The sequence below is a fragment of the Bhargavaea massiliensis genome, assembly GCF_018390575.1.
In the GTDB taxonomy this organism is placed as follows: Bacteria; Bacillota; Bacilli; order Bacillales_A; family Planococcaceae; genus Bhargavaea; species Bhargavaea massiliensis.
The window spans coordinates 43,588-62,963 of sequence record NZ_JAHBCJ010000007.1; the positions used below are offsets into that span (position 1 = coordinate 43,588).

The window sequence follows — 19,376 nt, forward strand, 5'->3', positions numbered from 1 at the left end:
ACCAAAAAACCTTTCAGCCGAAGCAAGTTCGGACTGAAAGGTTTTTTGTATCTGCATGCTAACGGGCGGAGCTTGATCGTCCTGTTTGCCGTGTTTGTGCTGTTCCGGCTGCTCGGCAAAGATTATGATGCAGCGGTCATGATTTCCGGGTTCCTCGGACATGGCCTGGGGCAACGCCAAATGCGATGGCGAATATGTCATCGACCGTCGGCAAGTATGGTCCTTCCCGGACGGCCTTCCTGATTGATGTATTCTCCGCTCCGATCATCATCACAACGATCAATATCTTGGCTCCTTAATAGGGAATTTACAAATAATATGGACATCAAAGCCGCCCAAGCAGAAAAGCCTGCCGGGCGGCTTCTTGCATCGAAAAACCAATCTATAGAAGGTGCATCGCTGCTTCCGCTTCGTGCCAGGGAACGGAATAGCCTTTGCCTTTGGCGCAGAAGATCGATGATGAGGAATAGTCAGGGTCGGCATCTTTGTCATAGCCGAACCGTGCCTTCACTTCCTCGGGATTGTGGCAAGTTTCGTAGCCGCCGGGACGAAGTGAAATCGCGCCTTTACCGTTGGTAAAAGAAGCGAAGGCAGCAGGATAATCCATGAATGTGGAGACCGGGACGCGCGCATCGATCCTGGTGGCATCTCCGTCAGTTTCGGGATCCCCGAACTGTCCATGTGCTTTCCGGATGTCATTCAGCACACGGCCCATCAATTCGGTCGCTACTTTGATCTTCACATCGTACACCGGTTCGAGCAGGACATTTTCCGCTTTCTCGAGACCTTGCCGGAGGGCGCGGAGGGTTGCTTCCCTGAAGTCTCCGCCGGAAGTGTGTTCATTGTGCGCACGGCCTGCAATGAGGCTGATTGCCAAGTCCGTAAGCGTTGATCCCGTGAGCAGGCCGCGGTGGGGCTTCTCGGTGAGCACCTGGCCGACGAGGTTCTGGTAGCCCGGGGGAAGGTCATTCGGATGGCAGTCGCTCTTGAATGTAATACCTGATCCACGCTCTGCCGGGACGATGGACAGATGGACTTCCGCGTAGTGGCGGAGCGGTTCAAAATGTCCATAGCCCCTGACTGCGGAGCGAACCGTTTCCTTGTAGAGGATCGACGGCTCGCCGAATGTGATGTCCTCTCCGAACCGGTCAGACACGACTTCTTTCAGTACGTCCAGTTGGATCAGACCCATGACACGGACGCGAATCTCCCTGGCATGCTCATCCCATGTGACGGAAAGGGAAGGGTCTTCTGCATCCAGCTGCATGAAATGGGCCAGCATGTCTTTCGGGTGGACCGATTTACTAAAGCGGACAGCGGCCGAAAGGGAAGGGGTGAGTGAAAAGGCGGCCCGTCTTGTTTCCGCTCCCAGGGGCTCGCCGGCCTCGACGCCTGAAAGCCCCATGACCGCCACCAGTTCTCCAGAGTTCGCCGTGTCTTGGACGGTGTACTTGCGGCCGCTGTACTTCCTGATCTGAGTAGTTTTTTGGAGTTCGCCCGCAATCCGGATTTCATCCCGGACCGAAAGCCTTCCGCCGGTTATCTTCAGGAAGGTGATGCGCTGGCCGCCTTCGTCATGGCGGATTTTATAGACCCGGCCTGCAAACGGCCCGTCCGCATCAGGGCTGTTTCGGCCGGACAGCCGGTCAAGCCAATTGAAGAATTCGGTGATGCCGATGTCTTTCAAAGCCGAGCCGCTTCCTGCAGGGAAGACCAGCCCAGATTCCGTCATGCGGCGCATGGCGCAGATCCACACATCCTCATCGAAGCCTTCCTCGAGGTAATGCCCAAGAAGCGTTTCATCCCGTTCCGCCAGCCATTCGATGACATCAGGGGTCAGCCCGTCATTCAAGAGGACCACGTTTTCCGACAGGGACTTCCGGATCTCGGTCAGGGTCGCCTCGCGCTCCGCGCCATCCCGGTCGATTTTGTTGAGGAAGATGAATGTCGGGACGCGGTGCTTCCGGAGCAGGTCCCAAACTGTCTCGGTATGGCCCTCGACGCCATCCGCCGCGCTGACCACGAGGATGGCCGCATCCATCACACGGATTGCCCGCTCCATTTCCGGGGAGAAATCTACGTGGCCGGGTGTGTCGATCAGCGTGTATTCGGTCCCGTTATGGCGGAACACGGCCTGGTCGGCGAATACGGTGATGCCTCGGTTTTTCTCGATGGCATGGCTGTCGAGGAAGGCATCTTTGTGGTCCACCCGTCCACGGGTCCGGATGGCTTCCATATGATAGAGCAATTGCTCGGAGAATGTTGTTTTTCCGGCATCCACATGGGCGAGAATGCCGATTGTCATGTACATGTCCATTCCTTCTTCCTGGCCGGATTCTGCTCAATAGTATAGCAGAATCGTGTTAGCCTTGCGGTACGTCTGCCATTCGGATGCGGAATACATCCCCGCCTTTGACGTGCCGGAGCACCGGCATGTCTTCCTCGATCACGCGGCCGATGACATTCACTTTTTCATCCGCGGGCAGATCCCGCTTCATGATCTGTAACTCCCCCTGATAGCGTCCGTACAGGGAATTATCGATAGTGACTGAACCGACAGGCCGTGTTGCCGTGTTGGCAGGCGTGATCGGTCGATCGCCGACATTTGTGTTCATGCGGGACTCTGCAGAGCGAATTACATCCCGGGCGGCATCCAGCCGGTTTGTATGGTCGGTTCCGGGCAGGGCGGCTGCTGCATCTGGGAAAGCCGGTATGGCATTGAGAAGGAATACACCCTCCGCATGGCTGCTGAACTGTTCAAGCGAGCGTTCACTCAATGATGGGTCGCCGATATAGATGTGGTCCACGCATCCGCTGTCCAGAAGGTCAAGATAGGCGGAAAAGGACGTACGGTCCCTGTGGTCTTCGAGGGTCGGGAGCCCTTTGAATAGAGGACCCCGCCGCTCACCGTCCCCGGGAACGAATGCCATGACTTTCAGGCCTTCGCTTTGCAGCCAGCTGTTCCGCATCTGGAAATCCTCCACACCGAGTCCGGTTTCAGGCCTCGGATAGAAGTTATGCCATGCTTCAGCCGCAGAAAGACGGAGGCCGCATTTCTTCAGTTTGCGGATCGTTTTTGCCGTCAGCGTACTGGCATTCAGGGCGACCGTCATCCGCTGTGACAGGGCGGCCGTTTCTTCTTCGCTGATTCCGTAGTCCACCCGCAGTCCGGTCACTCCCCAGTCAAGCAGGCGGTCAGCCGTCCTGAAGGTGAGACCGAGATGGCCGAGTGAAGCCGGAGAGATGTCTGCAGTCAGCTCCATTCCATAGGTTGCGGCGAGGTTGCCGAGCGTCCGGAGCCGTCCGGCGTATTGCCCCGGGTCCTCCTCCGGGATATGGAGAGAAGTGAAGATGCCACGGAAACCGGCGGCCCGTATCTTTCGGATATACGCTTCCTGCTTTTCAGCAGACGGTTCGTTCAGATAAACAGAGATTCCTAGCATAAACAGGTTCCTTTCTATGTGGAACTTAAGAAGACAAAAGCAGGGGGAGAGGCCCTATGGCGGACGTTCTCCTCCTGCTTCTATAAGGGACTATGATCAGAAGCCTTCGTCCATTTCCTTCTTGAAGCCAAAGAAATACGTGAAAATGAATCCGGCCGTATAAGTGATGACAAGTCCGAAGAAATACATCAGATACTTGTTTTCCACGATCAGCGGAATGAGGGACAGTCCCGACACCCCGATGCCGCTCGCCGCCGTATGCATGATTGCCTGGTAGGCGCCGCCGACGGCAGCGCCCATGCAGGCGGTGATGAACGGCCGGCCGAGCGGGAGCGTCACCCCGTACAAGAGCGGTTCCCCGATGCCGAGGAAGCCTGCCGGAAGGCCGCCCTTGATGACATTCTTCAGGCGCTGGTTCCGGGACTTCACGAAAATGGCGATTGATGCTCCGACCTGGCCGGCCCCGGCCATGGCCAGGATCGGGAGGAGTGACGTTGCATTCATGGAGTTGATCAGTTCCATATGGATTGGAGTAAGTCCGTGGTGAAGCCCGAGCATGACGAGCGGCAGGAAGAATCCGGCAAGCAGTCCTCCCGCAACGGGACCGCCGACTTCCAGGACGGCATGGATGCCGCTTGTGATGCCGTCAGACAAGACGCCCGCGGCCGGCATGACGGCCACAATCGTCAGCAGCCCGACGGATAAAACCGTGAGGAGCGGCGTAACGATGATGTCCACGGCATTTGGTATGAACCGTCTGTAAAAGCGTTCAAAGACGACCATCAGCCAGGCGGCGAACATGGCTCCGAACAAGCCGCCGCGTCCGGGAAGCAAGTTTTCCCCGAACAGGACAATGTCCGCAAGGCCCGGGTGAATGGTAATAATACCCGCAATGGCCCCGAGGACCGGGGTTCCCCCGAACTCCTTCGCGGTGTTCCAGCCGACGACAATCGCCAGGTAACCGAAGATGCTCCCGCCGAGGAGAGTGAGGATCTGAATCCACGTCTCTGTTTCAGACACTCCTGCGTTCTTCGCGAAACCGGCAATCCCGTTGATGATCCCGGAAGCGACCAGCCCCGGAATGAGCGGGATGAAGATGCTTCCGATTTTCCTGAGCAGGTTTTTGACGGGCGTGTTGTTTTTCTTTTTAAGCTCAGCCTTTTTCAGGCTGACGGTGTCGTCTTCATTGGCATCCACGGTTTCCCCCATCCGTATGCCGGTCATCTTCGTGATGTGGTCGGACACTTTGTTGACGGTGCCCGGGCCGACGACGACCTGAAGCGTTTCGTCCTCGATGACCCCCATGACTCCGTCGATGTTTTTCAATGCCTGGATATCTGCTTTGCTGTCATTTTTCAGATCCAGCCGGACACGGGTCATGCAGTGGGTGAAGGAGCGAATGTTGTCCCCGCCGCCAATATGGTCCAGGATCCCCCTTGCGAGCTTTTCTTCTTTTTTCATCATTTCCCCTCCAGATTATCTCTGAGTTTCCCTGATAAACCCCTTCGCTTCCTTTAGCCGTGCATGTGCTTCCTCGAGCGTGCAGCCGAGGAGCAGCATGACGATGGCCGGCTTCACCTGCTCACCGGCTTTTTGGTAGGCTTCCTCCGCCGTTTCAAAGTCCACGCCGGCTGCTTCCATGATGATGTGTTTGGCACGTTTGACGAGCTTTTCATTGGTGGGCTGCACGTCGACCATCAGGTTTCCGTAAACTTTTCCGATTCCCGTCATCGCGATGGTGGAAATCATGTTCAGCACCAGCTTCTGGGCAGTGCCGGCTTTGAGACGGGTCGAGCCGGTGATGACTTCTGGCCCGGTCACGACTTCGATGGCCACGTCGGCGACGCGTCCGATTTGGGAGCCGCTGTTGTTGCTGAGTGCCACGGTTTTCGCACCCGATTCCTTTGCCCGGTTCAGCACGCCGATAACGTAAGGCGTGCGGCCGCTTGCGGCGATTCCGACGACGACATCATCCCGGCCTACGGATAGGGAGGCGATGTCTTCGGCGCCCTGTTCCGCGTCGTCTTCGGCCCCTTCGATGGCCGTCGTGATCGCCTGTTCACCGCCGGCGATCAGACCGCGGACCATGCCCGGTTCCACACCGAAAGTCGGCGGGCACTCGGAAGCATCGAGAATGCCGAGCCTGCCGCTTGTCCCGGCACCGGCATAAATCAGGCGGCCGCCTTTTTGGAATGCTTGGATCACGAGGCTGACAGCGTTTTCAATTGAATCGATCTCTTTCCGGATGGCTTCCGGAATCCCGGCATCCTCTTCGACCATGAGCAGCAGGCGCTCCCTGACCGGAAGTGTATCGATGTTCATGCTCCTCGGATTTCTTGATTCTGTCGTGAGTTTTTCCAGCATGTCTTCACCTACTGTTATGAAATTATGTTTCATGAATTCATTCTATTAAAAAGAAATTAATTGTCAATATGGAGAATATTTTTTCTTCATCTGTCGAAAAAACCGGCAGGAAAGGCCTGATCGCCAATTCCTTGCCGGTGATTATCTGCGTAGGCGGAGGACTTCGTTCCGGGCCTCGTGATACTGATCGATGACGGATTCGCCGATTGCGTGAAAAAGGCTGAGATAGAGGGCGTCGATAATGGTCAGCTGGGTCATCCGGGAGGAGATGCTGCCGATCCGGTGGTCCTGCTCCACGACCGGCGTGCACAGCCGGATATCCGCCTCTCTATAGAGAGGGGACTTGTCCAGGTTGGTGATGGCAATGACTGTGGCCCCTTTGGATTGCGCGAAGCGCGCAAGCTCCAGCACGTCTTTGGTTTTTCCGGAGTTGCTGATTGCGAAAAACACGGAGCGCCCGTCCAGGTAGGGAATTGCGGACAGCATGAAGTGAAAGTCATGATGGCTCTGGCAAGAGTAACCGAGCTTCGTGAACTTATAATAGGCGTCCGTTGCGGCCGTTGCCGAACCGCCCACGCCGTAGAACAGGAGCCGGCCCGCGTCTTTCAGGATGCTGACGGCTTTTTCGAATTCTTTGCGGTCGAGGGACGAAGGGATGGCCTCGATGGCCGACTTGTTGACGTGGGTGACCTTCCGGAACAGATCGTACGGCGTGTCCTGATGATGCAGTATATCGAAATCCGTCAAATTCATGCCGGTAAGCGTCAGGTCCTTGACGAGTTCCAGCTTGAAGGACTTGAAACTGCCGATGCCGATTGATTTACAGAAGCGGACGACACTTGATTCGCTGACTCCGCTGTTTTTGGACAGGTCCCGTGTCGTCATGTTGGGCACCAGGTCGGGATGCTTCAGGATGTACTCCCCGATGGCCCGCTCGGCGTCTGACAAACTGGTGAGGCTTTGTTCGATACGGTTAAGAAGTGAGCTCATGGTCAGGTCCTTCCTTGTGCTGGGATGGTCTGCCAGCCGGATATGGCTGGCCGGCGTGATTGCGTCCAGTATATCAGACAGCGGGCAACCCGCCTCTGGTAAAATGAATGAGGAAGCGGAGAGCCTCCAAGGTTTGTATGCGAATCCCGGAATTTGCGTGCGAAAAGTGGAAGGCTTTCCGTGTTTGCGTACGAATTATAGAAGTTCGCGTGTGAAAGTGGAGCGCTGTCCGTGTTCGCTTACGAATCCCAGAAGTTTGCGTGCGAAAAGTGGAAGAGGGCTGATCCTCACGATAATTCCTCTCAGATCAATTTAAAAGGAGCTGACGATAATGAATATCCCAATACTTTTTGAAGACAATCATCTGCTGATCGTGGAAAAGCCGGTGAACATGCCCGTCCAGGAGGACCGGACGGGAGACAAGGACCTGTTGACGGCCCTGAAGGAAATGATCAAGGACCGCGACAACAAGCCCGGCAATGTTTACCTCGGCCTTGTCCACCGGCTGGACAGGCCTGTCGGAGGGTCGATCGTCTTCGCAAAAACATCCAAGGCGGCATCGCGCCTGTCTGATGCACTCCGTCGCCGTGACATGGACCGGGAGTATATCGCGGTTGTCCGCGGCACTCCTCAAAAAGAAAAGGGCCGCCTTGAGCATCATTTGCTCAAGGATAAAAAAGAGAACAAGGTGTCTGTTGTGAAACCAGGTGTGAAAGACGCAAAAAAAGCGGTGCTGGACTACGAAGTTCTCGGACGGAAGGGGGACCTGACCCTTGTCTCCGTGCGTTTGGAGACCGGCCGCCCCCACCAGATCCGCGTCCAGCTGTCTTCGGTCGGCTGTCCGCTCTACGGAGACCAGAAATACGGGGCTTCCGTCAACCGCCCTGGACAGCAAATCGCACTTTGGTCAAAGGCTCTTGCCTTTACCCATCCTGTGAAAAAGGAGCCGCTGTTTGTCACGAGTCTGCCGCCGGAAACGGAGCCGTGGAGCTACTGGGAACTTTCCTGAATCGGAAGGAAGTACATCCGAGCCGTCAGTCTTTTTCGGAGCGGCGCCGTCAAAGTGGCAGAGCGCTATGATGTCCGGCTATGATAGGAAGAACCGGATTTAAAGGGGAAAACTTCAATGAAGAAAAACATCATGCTTACGACGGTGCTCATCAACCTGTTCATCGCCTTTATGGGCATCGGACTGGTCATTCCGGTGCTGCCCGCCCTGATCAACGAGCTGGGCCTGAGCGGATCGGCCGCCGCCAACCTTGTTGCAGCGTTTGCTCTTACCCAACTGATCGTATCACCGATCGCAGGGAAATGGACGGACAGATACGGACGCAAGCGGATGATCGTGATCGGTCTGATTTTGTTCAGCTTGTCCGAGCTTCTGTTCGGGCTTGCACAGTCCATCTCGCTTTTGTTTGTTTCCCGGCTGCTTGGAGGAGTCAGCGCGGCATTCATCATGCCGGCCGTCACGGCATTTATCGCCGATATCACGACGATCGAAGAACGGCCGAAGGCGCTTGGTTACATGTCTGCCGCCATCTCGACCGGATTCATCGTCGGGCCCGGATTCGGAGGATTCCTGGCTGAAATCGGGACGCGCATCCCCTTCTTCGCCGCATTCGGCCTGGCATTTATAGCAGCGATGTTCTCCCTGTTCGCGCTCCGAGAGCCTCACCGGCAGGAGACGGAAGCGGAAGAGATGGTGCCCGGTGCGACCGGTATCCGCAAAATATTCGCACCTGTATTTTTCATCGCATTCGTCATCATTTTCATCCTGTCATTCGGGCTGGCGGCATTCGAGTCGCTGTTTGCGCTTTATACCGACCATAAATACGGCTTCACTCCAAAGGACATTGCCATCATGGTCACGGGCGGCGGCATTGTCGGAGCGGTCGCGCAGATCTTCCTGTTCGACCGGCTGAACAAATGGCTCGGCGAAATCCGGCTGATCCGGTGGTGCCTCATCGTCTCGGCGGTCCTGGTTTACTGTGTGACGCTGGTCAGCTCGTACTTCATGATTTTGCTTGTGACGATGACCGTGTTTGTCGGCTTCGACCTCGTGCGGCCGGCAGTCACAACCTATCTGTCGAAAGTGGCAGGGAATGAGCAAGGCTTTGCCGGCGGCATGAACTCGATGTTTACAAGCCTCGGCAACGTGTTCGGCCCGGTGATCGGGGGCATCCTCTTTGATATTCAGCTGGACTATCCGTTTTACTTTGCGACTGCCACGCTGGCTGCAGGCGTGATCTTGTCTTATGTCTGGAAGAAACCGAAAATGTTTGCCGCAGGCACGTCTTGAACGGGCCTGTTTTTTATAAACATAGTTTGACATTTTAGGACTTTACAGATAATATTGTAGAAAGCGCTTTCATTAATGTTGTGAAATGAGAATAAACTGGATCAAGGAGGGATCAATATGAAACTGGCACGAAATATCATCATTGCCCTGATTGCCGGTGTCATCGTCGGTCTTGCACTTAACTTGTTCGCTCCGAATGTGTTTGGTCCGGTAGACACGTACTTGTTCGGTCCGCTTGGTACCATCTTCCTGAACCTGATGAAGATGCTCGTTGTTCCTGTCGTGTTTGTCGCAATCGCGCTTGGAACCGCGGGAATCGGTGATCCAAAGAAACTGGGCCGGATCGGCGGAAAGACACTCGGATTTTTCCTGATCACGACTGCTGTGGCTATCGTGATTGCCCTGGCCTTGGCGCTTGTCCTGAAACCTGGATTGGCGGGTGACTTCGACACGGCCGGCATCAGCTATGAGGCCCAGGAAGCGCCGCCTGTCATGGATACGCTTCTCGGCATCATCCCGACCAACCCGATCGCAGCGATGGCTGAAGGGAACATGCTCCAGCTGATCTTCTTCTCGGCATTGGTCGGTTTCGGCATCGCCATGCTCGGCAAAAAAGTGGAGCGGGTCACGGAAGTGCTTGAACAAGCCAATGAGCTGATCATGTACCTTATCACGTTTGTCATGAAGTTTGCGCCTTACGGGGCATTTGGCCTGATCGCGTCCGCGGTCGGAAGCCAGGGCTTCGATGCCATCCAGGCGATGGGGATGTACATGGGAGTGGTCCTTGGTGCGCTGCTGATCCACACTCTGGTCGTGTACGGAGGCGCAGTTTCCCTGATGGGTAAACGGAGCCCGGTCTGGTTCTTCAAGAATTTCTTCCCGGCTCAGGTTGTGGCGTTCAGTACGGCAAGTTCTGCTGCCACGCTCCCGGTATCCATGAAGACGGCGCAGGAGCGGCTGAAGGTACCGGAGTCAATCAGTTCCTTTACCCAGTCGCTCGGAGCCACGATCAACATGGACGGCACTGCGATCATGCAGGGGGCTGCGGTGGTCTTTATCGCCCAGGCGTACGGCATTGACCTGTCGATGGGCGCTCTTCTGACGGTTGTGCTGACCGCGGTGCTTGCGAGCATCGGGACGGCAGCGGTGCCGGGTGCCGGCCTCATTATGCTGGCGATGGTCCTGACGTCTGTCGGCCTGCCGGTTGAAGGAATCGCGCTTGTCCTCGGGGTCGACCGTCTGCTCGATATGGTGCGCACAGCCGTCAACATCACTGGAGACGCCGCCGCCGCGGTCGTCATCTCCCAGTCGGAAGGCGTGCTCGGCGAGCCGGACGCGGAGGGCGTTCCGGCCGAAACAGAAACAGCCTGATCATGAACGATGAAAAAACCGCAGTAGCCTTCTTAACCAGGCCGCTGCGGTTTTTCATTCGTTATTCTGGCGCTGCCGGTACAGCTCGTCCACAGGAACGAACAAACCGACAGTGCCTTCTTCTTCATGGTTGAGCGTCGCAAAGACGATGCCGACAACCAGGCCGTCCGAATCAAGGACAGGGCTTCCGCTGTTCCCGCGGTAGACAGGCGCCTCCATCATGATGACCGGCTCATCCAGGCCGCTGACCTGCACCGGACCGATCACATTGCCTTTGTTCGCCACGCCCCGGAAGCTGAGCGGATTCCCGATAAAGGTGACCGGATCCCCTTCCTGCAGGCGGTAGGCGTCTGCCAGCTCAAGGGAAGGGAGCCCGGATTCATCTTCTGCTTCCAGCACGGCCATATCGGATTCCGGATAAGATTCCGTCACATCCGCCATGAAGCGCCGGTCGTCTGAAAGGACGACTGATACCCGGTCGTAGCCTTCGATCACGTGATGGTTCGTCAGGATGGTCCCGTCTTCGGAAATGATAAAGCCCGTCCCGGAGCCGTCCGGCGTGACGACGGAGACGACGGATTCCTTCTGTGCCTGCACGGTCTCCTGCTGGGAAAGCTGGGAGGACGTGCGCAGGAAGTCAACCGCGGACAGCGGGAACAGTTCCAGGACAAAGGCGAAAGTGCTGACGACCATCGTAAGCGCGATGATCCAGATCATCGCCTTCGTGCCGAAAGACGGTCCGCGGCGCGGGGCTTCCTCTGTCTGTTCCTTCAGCAATGCCTCGCGCTGGGCTTCCAGGACGAGCCGCCGGATCTCTTCGTCTTCCGGATCTTCCGGTTTTTTCGGGTCTGCCAAAGGCAGTTGCTGGTCAGCAGGATCATCATAATTATAATAACCATCTTCTCCGGGGTCCTCTTCCTCCTCGAGGACATCGCCTTCCGCGATGGCATCCCATACGACCCAGTCGTCGGGCTCCCAGATGTCTTCCTCGTATGGATCGCTTTTATCATCCAGTTCCTCATCAAAGGCCCTGTCCCGGGAATCGTCCTTTCCCGAGAGGCGGGCGTCTTTCTTTTCTTCCGGCTCCAGTTCACCGTGCCGGCCGTCCAATCGGTCCAATCCATCCACACCCTCAAATTTCTGTTGTCTTCATTATACAGGAGGGTGGGGGTGTTTGCTGAACGGAGAGAAGGGAGGGGCTGCCAACCTGTGATTAAAAAAAGACGGCTGCAGGAAGCAGCCGCCTGTCTGGGTGATCAGGTTAAAATCCTAAGTTTTCTGAGGAGGCAAAACAGCGCTTTTAATAGGATAGCAAGCGCCAGAAGGACCACCAGAATCACCAAGATAATCAGCAGGATCACCCAGCCCCCTGTAATTGCCGCCAATCCCAGAAGGAAAGGCACAAGGAAGAACAGCCCGAGCAGTACGAGCCCTGCCAAGACGCCGGCCAGCAAGCACCAGACATCTTTACAACTGGAACAGGAATTTGGATTTGGATAGGTTGCCATGATTTTCACCTCCTTATCAACCACAGTCTATTCCGGTTTTTTTCCGGCACCGGGGCGATTGAAGGGGAAGCAGCTCGTATTGGAGAAAGATTATGTGAGATTGGAGTCTGTTTAGGGAGAGGGGATGCGAGATGGGGACGGGTAGAGAAACAGAGAGAATCATCCGCAAGTTCGGTGCGTATTCAGACTGGCTGGAAGGGGTCAAAGCTATTGAGCCGCAGCTCTTGAAACAGCCGATAATGGAAGGGACATGGTCAGCACACGAAATCATTGCGCATATTCTAAAATGGGATGAGCATTTGTCAGAGCAGGTGATTCCGGCAGTGCTGAGGGGAGATGGGATGAAGTTTCCGGAATTCGGGCCATTCAATGAAAGTGCCGCGGCTTACGCGCAGAAAGTAACGCCTGCAAATATAATTGCCGAGACACAGGATATTCGTAATCAGCTGGTTTCCCGTCTGATAGAATTGCCGGAGCAAGTGCTGGAAAGACCAGCAGCATCCAATGGGGAACCCCATTGTCCTCATACAGGCCGGCCATACTCGCTCATTACCATCATCGGGGACTTTATCGATCACGACCACCATCATCGGAAACAGATAGATGACTTTCTCGGAGACACACAAAAACACCCCGTCAGCTGAATTCAGAGGGCGGGGTGTCCATCATCATTTAGGTATTCACACGATCACTCTTTCCCAAAACCGGTGGGCAGCGATCGCTTCCACGAATTCTTCGGTAAATTCCGCGATATCTGTTCCGGCAATGACGCCGGGCTTGCCATCGAGATGGTTGACTGTCAGCCAACTGATTCCTTCGCCGGTGGCGCCAATCGGCTTATAGTGTGAAAAGGCCTCGTCGATAAAATAGGCGGCATCTTTGTTGAACTTTTTATTCTGGCGGCTCCCCCTGATCATGTAGACCGCATCGAATAACACCGATTTCGCAGTCAGGAAGGTGTGCTGCGCTTTTACCGTTACGCCGTTCGTGCCCTGTACAGTCCCGATCGTTTCACTGATGATCTCGGGCATAATGCCTTCGGAGCTCAGCCTTTTCAGCACATACTTCACTTCTGGACCGTTGAATCCGGCGGTCAGGATAACGGCGACTTTACGGGTCTCAGCGGTTTTCGGCGTGTTTTCCTGGCTGAGGGCAGGGGAAGATTTGGTGACACCCGAACCGCCCCCTTCAGGTGGCGCCGCTCCGATGTTAACTGCAAACGCGGTTGCCAATTCCACGCTCACATTTGCAAACATATCGACCACCTGCTGTTTGACCGACTGGCTTTTGACTTTTCCGAGCTCGAAGCTGAACGCTTCGATGATATGCGCTTTTTCATGATTGGTCATGCTGTTCCAGAAAAGCGTCGCCTGTGAAAAGTGATCTCCGAAACTTTCGCTGCGTGCCCGGATTTTACGGCCTTCCACTTTTTCCTGATAGGTGGCATAACCGCCTTGCTCCGGGGGAACAGGCGATGGGGTGTTGCCGGCCAGGGAATTCCGGTGATAACTCACTTTCCCGAGATTGATTGTCTGGCGGTGATAGCCTTCCCGCTGATTGTTATGAAACGGCACAACCGGCCGGTTGATCGGAATCTCATGGAAGTTCGGTCCGCCAAGGCGGATTAACTGAGTGTCCGTGTACGAAAACAGACGCCCCTGCAATAGCGGGTCATTGGTGAAATCGATTCCTGGCACGACATTGCCCACATGAAACGCCACCTGCTCTGTTTCGGCAAAGAAATTGTCCACATTCCGATTCAGGGTCATTTTACCGATGATGGTCACCGGAATGTCTTCTTCCGGCCAGATCTTGGTCGGATCCAGGATGTCGAACCCGAGGCTGAATTCATCTTCTTCGGCAAGAATCTGGACACCAAGTTCATATTCCGGATAGAACCCTTGTTCAATCGCATTCCATAGATCGTTGCGGTGGTAGTCGGGATCGATGCCCATCAATTTATGGGCTTCATCCCAAACGAGAGAATGGGTACCCAGTGCAGGCTTCCAATGGAATTTCACAAAATGGGCTTTTCCCTTATCATTGACAAAGCGGAACGCATGGACCCCGAAACCTTCCATCATCCGGAAGCTTCTGGGAATGGCCCGGTCCGACATGATCCACATGATCATATGGGCGGATTCCTGGTTATTGGCGACAAAGTCCCAAAATGTATCATGCGCTGTGGACGCTTGCGGGATATCGTTGTCCGGTTCGGGTTTGAAGGAATGCACAACATCGGGGAATTTAATGGCATCCTGGATGAAGAAAACAGGGATGTTATTGGCAACCAGGTCGTAGTTGCCTTCCTCCGTATAAAATTTCGTTGCAAACCCTCTGGCATCGCGGGCAGTGTCCGCAGAGCCGCGGGAGCCGTTTACCGTAGAAAACCGGACGAATACAGGGGTCTTCTTGGAAGTGTCCTGCAGGAATTTCGCGCTTGTATACTTTTTCATGTTGTTGTAGAGCTGAAACTCTCCATGCGCCGCAAAGCCTCGAGCATGGACCACCCGCTCCGGAATCCGTTCGTGGTCAAAGTGCGTCAGCTTTTCACGGAAATGGAAGTCTTCCATGAGCGTCGGTCCCCGGGCACCCGCTTTCAGGGAAAATTCATCTTCTGACATTTTTAATCCCTGGTTGGTCGTCAGTGCCTTGCCTTTGTCATCCGTTCGGAATAACTCCAATTGCTTGTCTTTGCTGTTTTGCTCTTGGCTGCGATTGCGCTCATCTTGACGATCATCCATAAGAATCCCCCCTCATCGTTAAAAGATATGTATGACATGCCGAAATTATTGAAACGTTTTACGGCGACTTCCCGTTCCCCACATTCAAGGAAGTCGGGTCGAATCGTCATTCTCGGAGAGGGAATCATCATTCTCAGGAGCCGAATCGTCATTCTCGGAGACCGAATCATCATTCTCAGGTGCGCGTTCATGTGCAGATTACAAAAACACCCTCTCCGCCGTTTTAGGGAGAGGGTGCAGTAATGGGATCAGATCGAGTAGTTGTATTCCTCCGGCAGGACCCTGCGGAGGAACTGTTTGGTCCGTTCCTCTTTTGGCCGTCCGAAGATTTCATCGGGAGTGCCGGATTCCACGACGACTCCGCCGTCCATAAAAATCACTTTGTTCGCTACATCCCGCGCAAACTGCATCTCATGGGTGACGACGAGCATCGTCGTGCCTTCGGCGGCGATCTGGCGCATGACGCCGAGTACTTCGCCGACCAGTTCCGGGTCGAGCGCGGAAGTCGGTTCGTCGAACAGGATGATTTCCGGATTCAGCGCCACTGCGCGGGCAATGCCGACGCGCTGCTGCTGGCCGCCGGAAAGCTGGGAAGGGTAGGCGTCATATTTGTCGGATAGCCCGACTTTATTCAGTGCCTGCCTGGCTGTTTCCTGGGCTTTCTTTTTTGGGATTCTGCGTCCGGTGATGAGGCCTTCCGCCACGTTTTCGATCGCTGTTTTATTGTTGAACAGATTATAGTTCTGGAAGACGAACGCCGTTTTCTGCCGGACCGAATGGACTTCTTTTTTTGAGGCTGAGCGGAGGTCTACCTGCATGCCGCCGATCCTGGCTGTGCCTGCATCCGCCCGCTCCAGGAAGTTGATGCACCGCAGCAATGTCGTCTTCCCGGATCCGCTGGGCCCCAAAATGACGACGACATCACCTTTACCGACCTCGAGATCCACCCCCTTCAGGATCTCCAGGGGCCCGAATGATTTATGGATACCGGTAATTTCAAGCATGAGCGAAACTCCTTTCGTCAGGCATGCTGCACTTTATAGCGGGAAGCCCGCCGTTCATACCACTTAAATGCGAATTCAACGATGCTGCACAAAATCAGATAGACCAGGAAAATATCGATGTATGCCTCAATATAGTTATAACCGGCGTTTGCCGCGACTTTGGCTTTTAATGTAATCTCCTGCAGGCTCATCGCATACCCGAGGGAAGTCGCCTTGATCAGGTTGACAGTCGCTGTGGCGAGGTTCGGCAGCGCCGAAACGAGCGCCTGAGGGATGATGATCCGGCGGAATGCCTGGAACGAAGTCAGTCCTACAGACTGGGCGGCTTCCAGCTGTCCCCGGTCGACCGTACCGAGCGAGGAGCGGAACACTTCCGATAAAACCGCCGTCGTGCTGAAGGAGAAGACGATAAACGCGTACCAGATCGGGTGGATGTCATAGACATTCGCCTGAATGTCATACCTCTCAAAAAGGGCCGTCAGGAGCAGCGGCACGCTCGCATACGTGATGAAAATCTGGACGATGATCGGCGTGCCCCTGACAAAGGACACATAGACCTTGGTGATCTGTCGGATGACGGGGATCTCATTAACCCGCGAAAGGGCGAGAAGAAAGCCCGCCGGTATGGCGGTGAGGAGCGCCACGGCCGTCACGAAAAGTGTGACGGGCACACCGGACAAAGCGACAAAGAACGTGTCAATCATGAATGGGATATTAAGTCCTTGCTGCACGGGTGCTCCTCCTTACGTAGTCTTGATGGAACGTTTGCCTTTGCTGAACAATCGCTCAAGCAGGCCGAAAAATTGCTCGATGAAGATGGACAGCCCCCAGTAGATGAGAGCAAGGGCGATAAAAACCTCAAGTGCATGGGCATTGTAGTTGGATGCGATGATCAGGTTGGCCTTGCCGACAATATCGATCAGGCCGATCGTATAAGCGAGCGCACCTTCCTGCAGGAGGGCGAGCAGGCCGTTCGCGAAATTCGGCAGGGCGACGACAAAGGCTTGCGGAAACATGATCCGCCGGTAGGCCTGCATCGGTGTGAGGCCTACGCTGACTGCCGCCTCGAACTGTCCCCTCCCGACAGAGAGGTAAGCCGAGCGGATCACTTCCGACATGATTGCCGCAAACTGTAATGTGAACGTGATTACGACGAATACGGCAGTGTGCAGATCTTGCAGATACAGTCCGAACTGTCCGGCAAGAAACGGTACGCCGTAATAGACAAGAAACAGGAGGACAATCGATGGCGTACAGCGCATGATTGTCGTGTATCCTTCCGCGAAGGCTTTTGCCGGCCGGTTCCTTCCGAGCTTCATCGATGCAAGCAGCAGTCCCAGAAGCGTGCCGAACAAAACCGAGAGACCGGCGACCAGAAAGGTCACTTTGAGAAAGGGCAGGAGCGCGGGAATCGAGCTCCAGATATAAGAGGCATCAAAATACTTTTCCATCATCCCACTCCATATTCAAAGGTTGCGTGACCGCTCAGCGCTCGACCTCTTCAAGCACTTCGAACAGGTTGCGGCCGTAAAACTTCTCACTGAGTTCCTCGCGTTTTTTCTCGTCCGCAAGCTTTTTGATGGCTTCATCATAGGCAGCCGCCAGTTCCTGCTCATTTTTATTAAAGAGCGGCCATGTCTTGATGACTGCGAATTCGTTGTAAACGACTTCGTCTTTCAGATGGTGATAAGGGCCGTCTTCTGCAGTGACCTGCTTTTCAAACGGTCCTTCGATCATGACGCCTCCGTCTACACGGCCTTCATTGACCCACTGGACCACGTCGACCGTGAAGGAATCGCCCGCTTCAAGTTTTACAGGATTATCCGGGTTTGCTGTGTTGTATTCTTCGATGACCGTGTACTGGGCGTTGTTCGCTGCAATCGGAGCAAGCGAGTAGCCGGCTGACGCAAAGTCTTCCAAGGACTTGATGTTCTCGTCTTCTTTCCGGAGGACGAGTCCTGCGCTGCTCAGGCCGAGAAACTCTTCCGGATAAGTAAACTTCTTCGTTCGTTCTTCCGTCCAGAAGGCATTTTTCACGCCGGCCTGGAACTTGCCCTGCTCAACGCCGATCAGAAGATCATCGCTTGTTGTGCCGACAAATTCAAATTCATATTCCGGCAGCAGCTCATCGACCAGTTTCATCACTTCCACGTCATAGCCGGTCGCCTCACCGTTTTCGTCCAGCCAGGACATCGGCTTTGACTGCTGGTCATAAGCGATCTTCACTTTGCGGACATCCTGATCACCTTCGGTTGCTTCTCCTGACCCGCACGCCGCCAGCATCACTGCCGCGGCCGTTCCCAACAATGCCATTTTCAATCCTTTTCCGATCGTCATTTTCATTTCCCCCTTGGTTTTGTTTTGCCGCTCCGTGAGCGGAAGTTGTTCAGCATGTGCCGGTCGTTTATTTGCCGACAGAAGGTTCGTTAATCCCGTGGCCGAGTGCTTCTTCCGCAAGCGACCGGATGGTCATGTCATCGGCGGGCGGATTGTGAAGACCTGCCCGGACGTTCCGATAATAACGCTGGAGCGGATTGGTCCGCTGCAGGCTTTTCGCGCCGACAACGCGCATCGCTTTGTCGACAATTGAGATGGCGGCATTCGTGACAGCCGTTTTGGCAACCGGTACTTCATTTCCGAGATGCGGCCGGCGTGCAGGATCGTCATGCGCATCCGCCACGCTGTACAGCACATGGCGGGCCTGCGAGAGTTCCAGGTCGATTTCTCCGATCAGCTGGCGCACGTTCGGCAGCTGGCTGATCGGCCCCTTCACGCTGTTTGGCGCATGGCTTCCGGCAAATTCCACCGCGTAATCCCTGGCTGCCTGCGCAATCCCGAGATAGGTGGCAGGAAGGTGGAGCAGCCAGCCATCAAACTTCGGTCCGCCGGCATTCTTCACCGGAAGTTCGACCAGCGCTCCTTCGTCGACCCGAACGCCGTCCAGAACGAGGTCATGGCTTCCGGTACCGCGCATGGAGACGACATCCCACGTTTCATCAATAGAAAGTCCATCAAGGTCTTTATGCAGGAGGAAGAACCCGATGCGTTCTTTTTCCTCGATCCATGCCGATGTAAGAAAATAAGTCAGGGCAGGGGAACCGGTCGAGAACGATTTCCGCCCGCTGACGATGTAGGAATCGCCGTCCCGGACCGCGACGGTTCCCGGACGGCCGCCGCGTGACGGGCTTCCCGTGGCCGCTTCGCTCACGGCCCGGTTGACGAGCGCGCCTCCGAGCAGCTCGCCCGCGAAAAATTGGAGCATTTCTTCCGGCCAGCTGCGCTGTTCGAAAATGCCGCCGGGAACACCGAGGTTCCAGCCGATTGAGAGCGCGACATTTTCATCGTACTTGGCAAGGGTCTCCTGAAACAGGACCATGTCATGGACACCCGCGCCGGCTCCGCCGAACTCCTCCGGTACGGCAAGCGCCGTATAGCCGGAATCGGCCAATGCCCGGATCTGCTCTGCCGGATAAGTCCCTGCCTCATCCCGTTCCTGTGCGTCTTCAGCGAACACCATGCCAAGTGCATTTAACTTGGCCACCCATTCTCTCTGCAGTTCCGTCCTGATGAATAGTTCCATCTTTTTGCCCTCCTGCTGATCACCGAATTCCAAACTATTTATAATATAGTGGTTTAGTCGGTTTTTTGTGTAA

17 protein-coding genes and 1 pseudogene are annotated in these 19,376 nt (G+C 55.2%); 5 read left to right on the forward strand and 13 right to left on the reverse strand.

Features of this window, described 5'->3' with window-relative positions:
• Positions 1-75: 75 nt before the first annotated feature.
• Positions 76-299 (forward strand): annotated as a pseudogene (locus tag KHA84_RS11400) (sodium/glutamate symporter); the annotation flags it as partial.
• Positions 300-382: 83 nt separating this feature from the next.
• On the opposite strand, the gene KHA84_RS11405 reads toward KHA84_RS11400, so the two are convergent.
• The 5 genes from KHA84_RS11405 to KHA84_RS11425 form a co-directional block, all read right to left on the reverse strand.
• On the reverse strand, positions 383-2,311 hold the full coding sequence (locus KHA84_RS11405; RefSeq protein ID WP_213423646.1) for an elongation factor G: 1,929 nt from the start codon (positions 2,309-2,311) through the stop codon (positions 383-385).
• A gap of 52 nt (positions 2,312-2,363) precedes the next feature.
• Entirely contained in the window at positions 2,364-3,443 is a 1,080-nt protein-coding gene (locus KHA84_RS11410; RefSeq protein WP_213423647.1) for a DUF871 domain-containing protein, read from the reverse strand.
• A 96-nt stretch (positions 3,444-3,539) separates the two neighbouring features.
• Positions 3,540-4,904 (reverse strand): PTS transporter subunit EIIC, encoded by a 1,365-nt coding sequence (locus KHA84_RS11415; protein WP_213423648.1) that lies wholly within the window; start codon positions 4,902-4,904, stop codon positions 3,540-3,542.
• A gap of 15 nt (positions 4,905-4,919) precedes the next feature.
• Positions 4,920-5,807, reverse strand: a complete 888-nt coding sequence (gene murQ, locus KHA84_RS11420) for an N-acetylmuramic acid 6-phosphate etherase (protein ID WP_213423649.1) — start codon at positions 5,805-5,807, stop codon at positions 4,920-4,922.
• A 141-nt stretch (positions 5,808-5,948) separates the two neighbouring features.
• Entirely contained in the window at positions 5,949-6,797 is an 849-nt protein-coding gene (locus KHA84_RS11425; protein WP_213423650.1) for a MurR/RpiR family transcriptional regulator, read from the reverse strand.
• A gap of 331 nt (positions 6,798-7,128) precedes the next feature.
• Here KHA84_RS11425 and KHA84_RS11430 point away from each other — a divergent pair, with 331 nt between their 5' ends.
• The 3 genes from KHA84_RS11430 (at position 7,129) to KHA84_RS11440 (ending at position 10,467) form a co-directional block, all read left to right on the forward strand.
• Complete coding sequence (locus KHA84_RS11430; protein WP_213423651.1) at positions 7,129-7,806, forward strand: RluA family pseudouridine synthase; 678 nt, start codon at positions 7,129-7,131, stop codon at positions 7,804-7,806.
• Between the two features lie 117 nt (positions 7,807-7,923).
• Entirely contained in the window at positions 7,924-9,096 is a 1,173-nt protein-coding gene (norA, locus tag KHA84_RS11435) for a multidrug efflux MFS transporter NorA (protein ID WP_213423652.1), read from the forward strand.
• Between the two features lie 117 nt (positions 9,097-9,213).
• A complete protein-coding gene (locus KHA84_RS11440; RefSeq protein ID WP_213423653.1) occupies positions 9,214-10,467 on the forward strand; it encodes a dicarboxylate/amino acid:cation symporter in 1,254 nt (417 codons plus the stop codon).
• Positions 10,468-10,521: 54 nt separating this feature from the next.
• On the opposite strand, the gene KHA84_RS11445 is transcribed toward KHA84_RS11440, so the two are convergent.
• Positions 10,522-11,586, reverse strand: a complete 1,065-nt coding sequence (locus tag KHA84_RS11445) for a S1C family serine protease (RefSeq protein WP_236823260.1) — start codon at positions 11,584-11,586, stop codon at positions 10,522-10,524.
• 137 nt (positions 11,587-11,723) lie between these two features.
• The gene (locus KHA84_RS11450; RefSeq protein ID WP_213423654.1) at positions 11,724-11,975 is read right to left on the reverse strand and encodes a hypothetical protein; all 252 of its coding nucleotides are present in this window, start codon (positions 11,973-11,975) and stop codon (positions 11,724-11,726) included.
• 131 nt (positions 11,976-12,106) lie between these two features.
• On the opposite strand from KHA84_RS11450, the gene KHA84_RS11455 reads away from it, so the two are divergent.
• Positions 12,107-12,619 carry a DinB family protein gene (locus tag KHA84_RS11455; RefSeq protein WP_213423655.1) on the forward strand — a complete coding sequence of 171 codons (513 nt, stop codon included), beginning with the start codon at positions 12,107-12,109 and terminating at the stop codon, positions 12,617-12,619.
• Between the two features lie 36 nt (positions 12,620-12,655).
• Here KHA84_RS11455 and KHA84_RS11460 read toward each other — a convergent pair whose 3' ends face one another.
• From KHA84_RS11460 to KHA84_RS11485, 6 genes are all read right to left on the reverse strand, one after another.
• Positions 12,656-14,719: a catalase gene (locus KHA84_RS11460; protein WP_213423656.1), complete on the reverse strand. Its 2,064-nt coding sequence runs from the start codon at positions 14,717-14,719 to the stop codon at positions 12,656-12,658.
• Between the two features lie 248 nt (positions 14,720-14,967).
• On the reverse strand, positions 14,968-15,723 hold the full coding sequence (locus KHA84_RS11465; RefSeq protein WP_213423657.1) for an amino acid ABC transporter ATP-binding protein: 756 nt from the start codon (positions 15,721-15,723) through the stop codon (positions 14,968-14,970).
• A gap of 17 nt (positions 15,724-15,740) precedes the next feature.
• Complete coding sequence (locus KHA84_RS11470; RefSeq protein ID WP_336511144.1) at positions 15,741-16,454, reverse strand: amino acid ABC transporter permease; 714 nt, start codon at positions 16,452-16,454, stop codon at positions 15,741-15,743.
• 12 nt (positions 16,455-16,466) lie between these two features.
• Positions 16,467-17,174: an amino acid ABC transporter permease gene (locus KHA84_RS11475; protein ID WP_213423658.1), complete on the reverse strand. Its 708-nt coding sequence runs from the start codon at positions 17,172-17,174 to the stop codon at positions 16,467-16,469.
• Positions 17,175-17,208: 34 nt separating this feature from the next.
• Positions 17,209-18,060, reverse strand: a complete 852-nt coding sequence (locus KHA84_RS11480) for a transporter substrate-binding domain-containing protein (RefSeq protein WP_213423659.1) — start codon at positions 18,058-18,060, stop codon at positions 17,209-17,211.
• A 67-nt stretch (positions 18,061-18,127) separates the two neighbouring features.
• The gene (locus tag KHA84_RS11485) at positions 18,128-19,303 is read right to left on the reverse strand and encodes an acyl-CoA dehydrogenase family protein (RefSeq protein WP_213423660.1); all 1,176 of its coding nucleotides are present in this window, start codon (positions 19,301-19,303) and stop codon (positions 18,128-18,130) included.
• Positions 19,304-19,376: the final 73 nt, after the last annotated feature.

What these genes read in the sequence shown, in the direction of transcription:
- KHA84_RS11405 (WP_213423646.1), bottom strand. Translation starts at nt 2,311, where the DNA reads ATGTACATGACAATCGGCATTCTCGCCCATGTGGATGCCGGAAAAACA.
- KHA84_RS11410 (WP_213423647.1), bottom strand. Translation starts at nt 3,443, where the DNA reads ATGCTAGGAATCTCTGTTTATCTGAACGAACCGTCTGCTGAAAAGCAG.
- KHA84_RS11415 (WP_213423648.1), bottom strand. Translation starts at nt 4,904, where the DNA reads ATGAAAAAAGAAGAAAAGCTCGCAAGGGGGATCCTGGACCATATTGGC.
- murQ (WP_213423649.1), bottom strand. Translation starts at nt 5,807, where the DNA reads ATGCTGGAAAAACTCACGACAGAATCAAGAAATCCGAGGAGCATGAAC.
- KHA84_RS11425 (WP_213423650.1), bottom strand. Translation starts at nt 6,797, where the DNA reads ATGAGCTCACTTCTTAACCGTATCGAACAAAGCCTCACCAGTTTGTCA.
- KHA84_RS11430 (WP_213423651.1), top strand. Translation starts at nt 7,129, where the DNA reads ATGAATATCCCAATACTTTTTGAAGACAATCATCTGCTGATCGTGGAA.
- norA (WP_213423652.1), top strand. Translation starts at nt 7,924, where the DNA reads ATGAAGAAAAACATCATGCTTACGACGGTGCTCATCAACCTGTTCATC.
- KHA84_RS11440 (WP_213423653.1), top strand. Translation starts at nt 9,214, where the DNA reads ATGAAACTGGCACGAAATATCATCATTGCCCTGATTGCCGGTGTCATC.
- KHA84_RS11450 (WP_213423654.1), bottom strand. Translation starts at nt 11,975, where the DNA reads ATGGCAACCTATCCAAATCCAAATTCCTGTTCCAGTTGTAAAGATGTC.
- KHA84_RS11455 (WP_213423655.1), top strand. Translation starts at nt 12,107, where the DNA reads ATGGGGACGGGTAGAGAAACAGAGAGAATCATCCGCAAGTTCGGTGCG.
- KHA84_RS11460 (WP_213423656.1), bottom strand. Translation starts at nt 14,719, where the DNA reads ATGGATGATCGTCAAGATGAGCGCAATCGCAGCCAAGAGCAAAACAGC.
- KHA84_RS11465 (WP_213423657.1), bottom strand. Translation starts at nt 15,723, where the DNA reads ATGCTTGAAATTACCGGTATCCATAAATCATTCGGGCCCCTGGAGATC.
- KHA84_RS11475 (WP_213423658.1), bottom strand. Translation starts at nt 17,174, where the DNA reads ATGGAAAAGTATTTTGATGCCTCTTATATCTGGAGCTCGATTCCCGCG.
- KHA84_RS11480 (WP_213423659.1), bottom strand. Translation starts at nt 18,060, where the DNA reads ATGACGATCGGAAAAGGATTGAAAATGGCATTGTTGGGAACGGCCGCG.
- KHA84_RS11485 (WP_213423660.1), bottom strand. Translation starts at nt 19,303, where the DNA reads ATGGAACTATTCATCAGGACGGAACTGCAGAGAGAATGGGTGGCCAAG.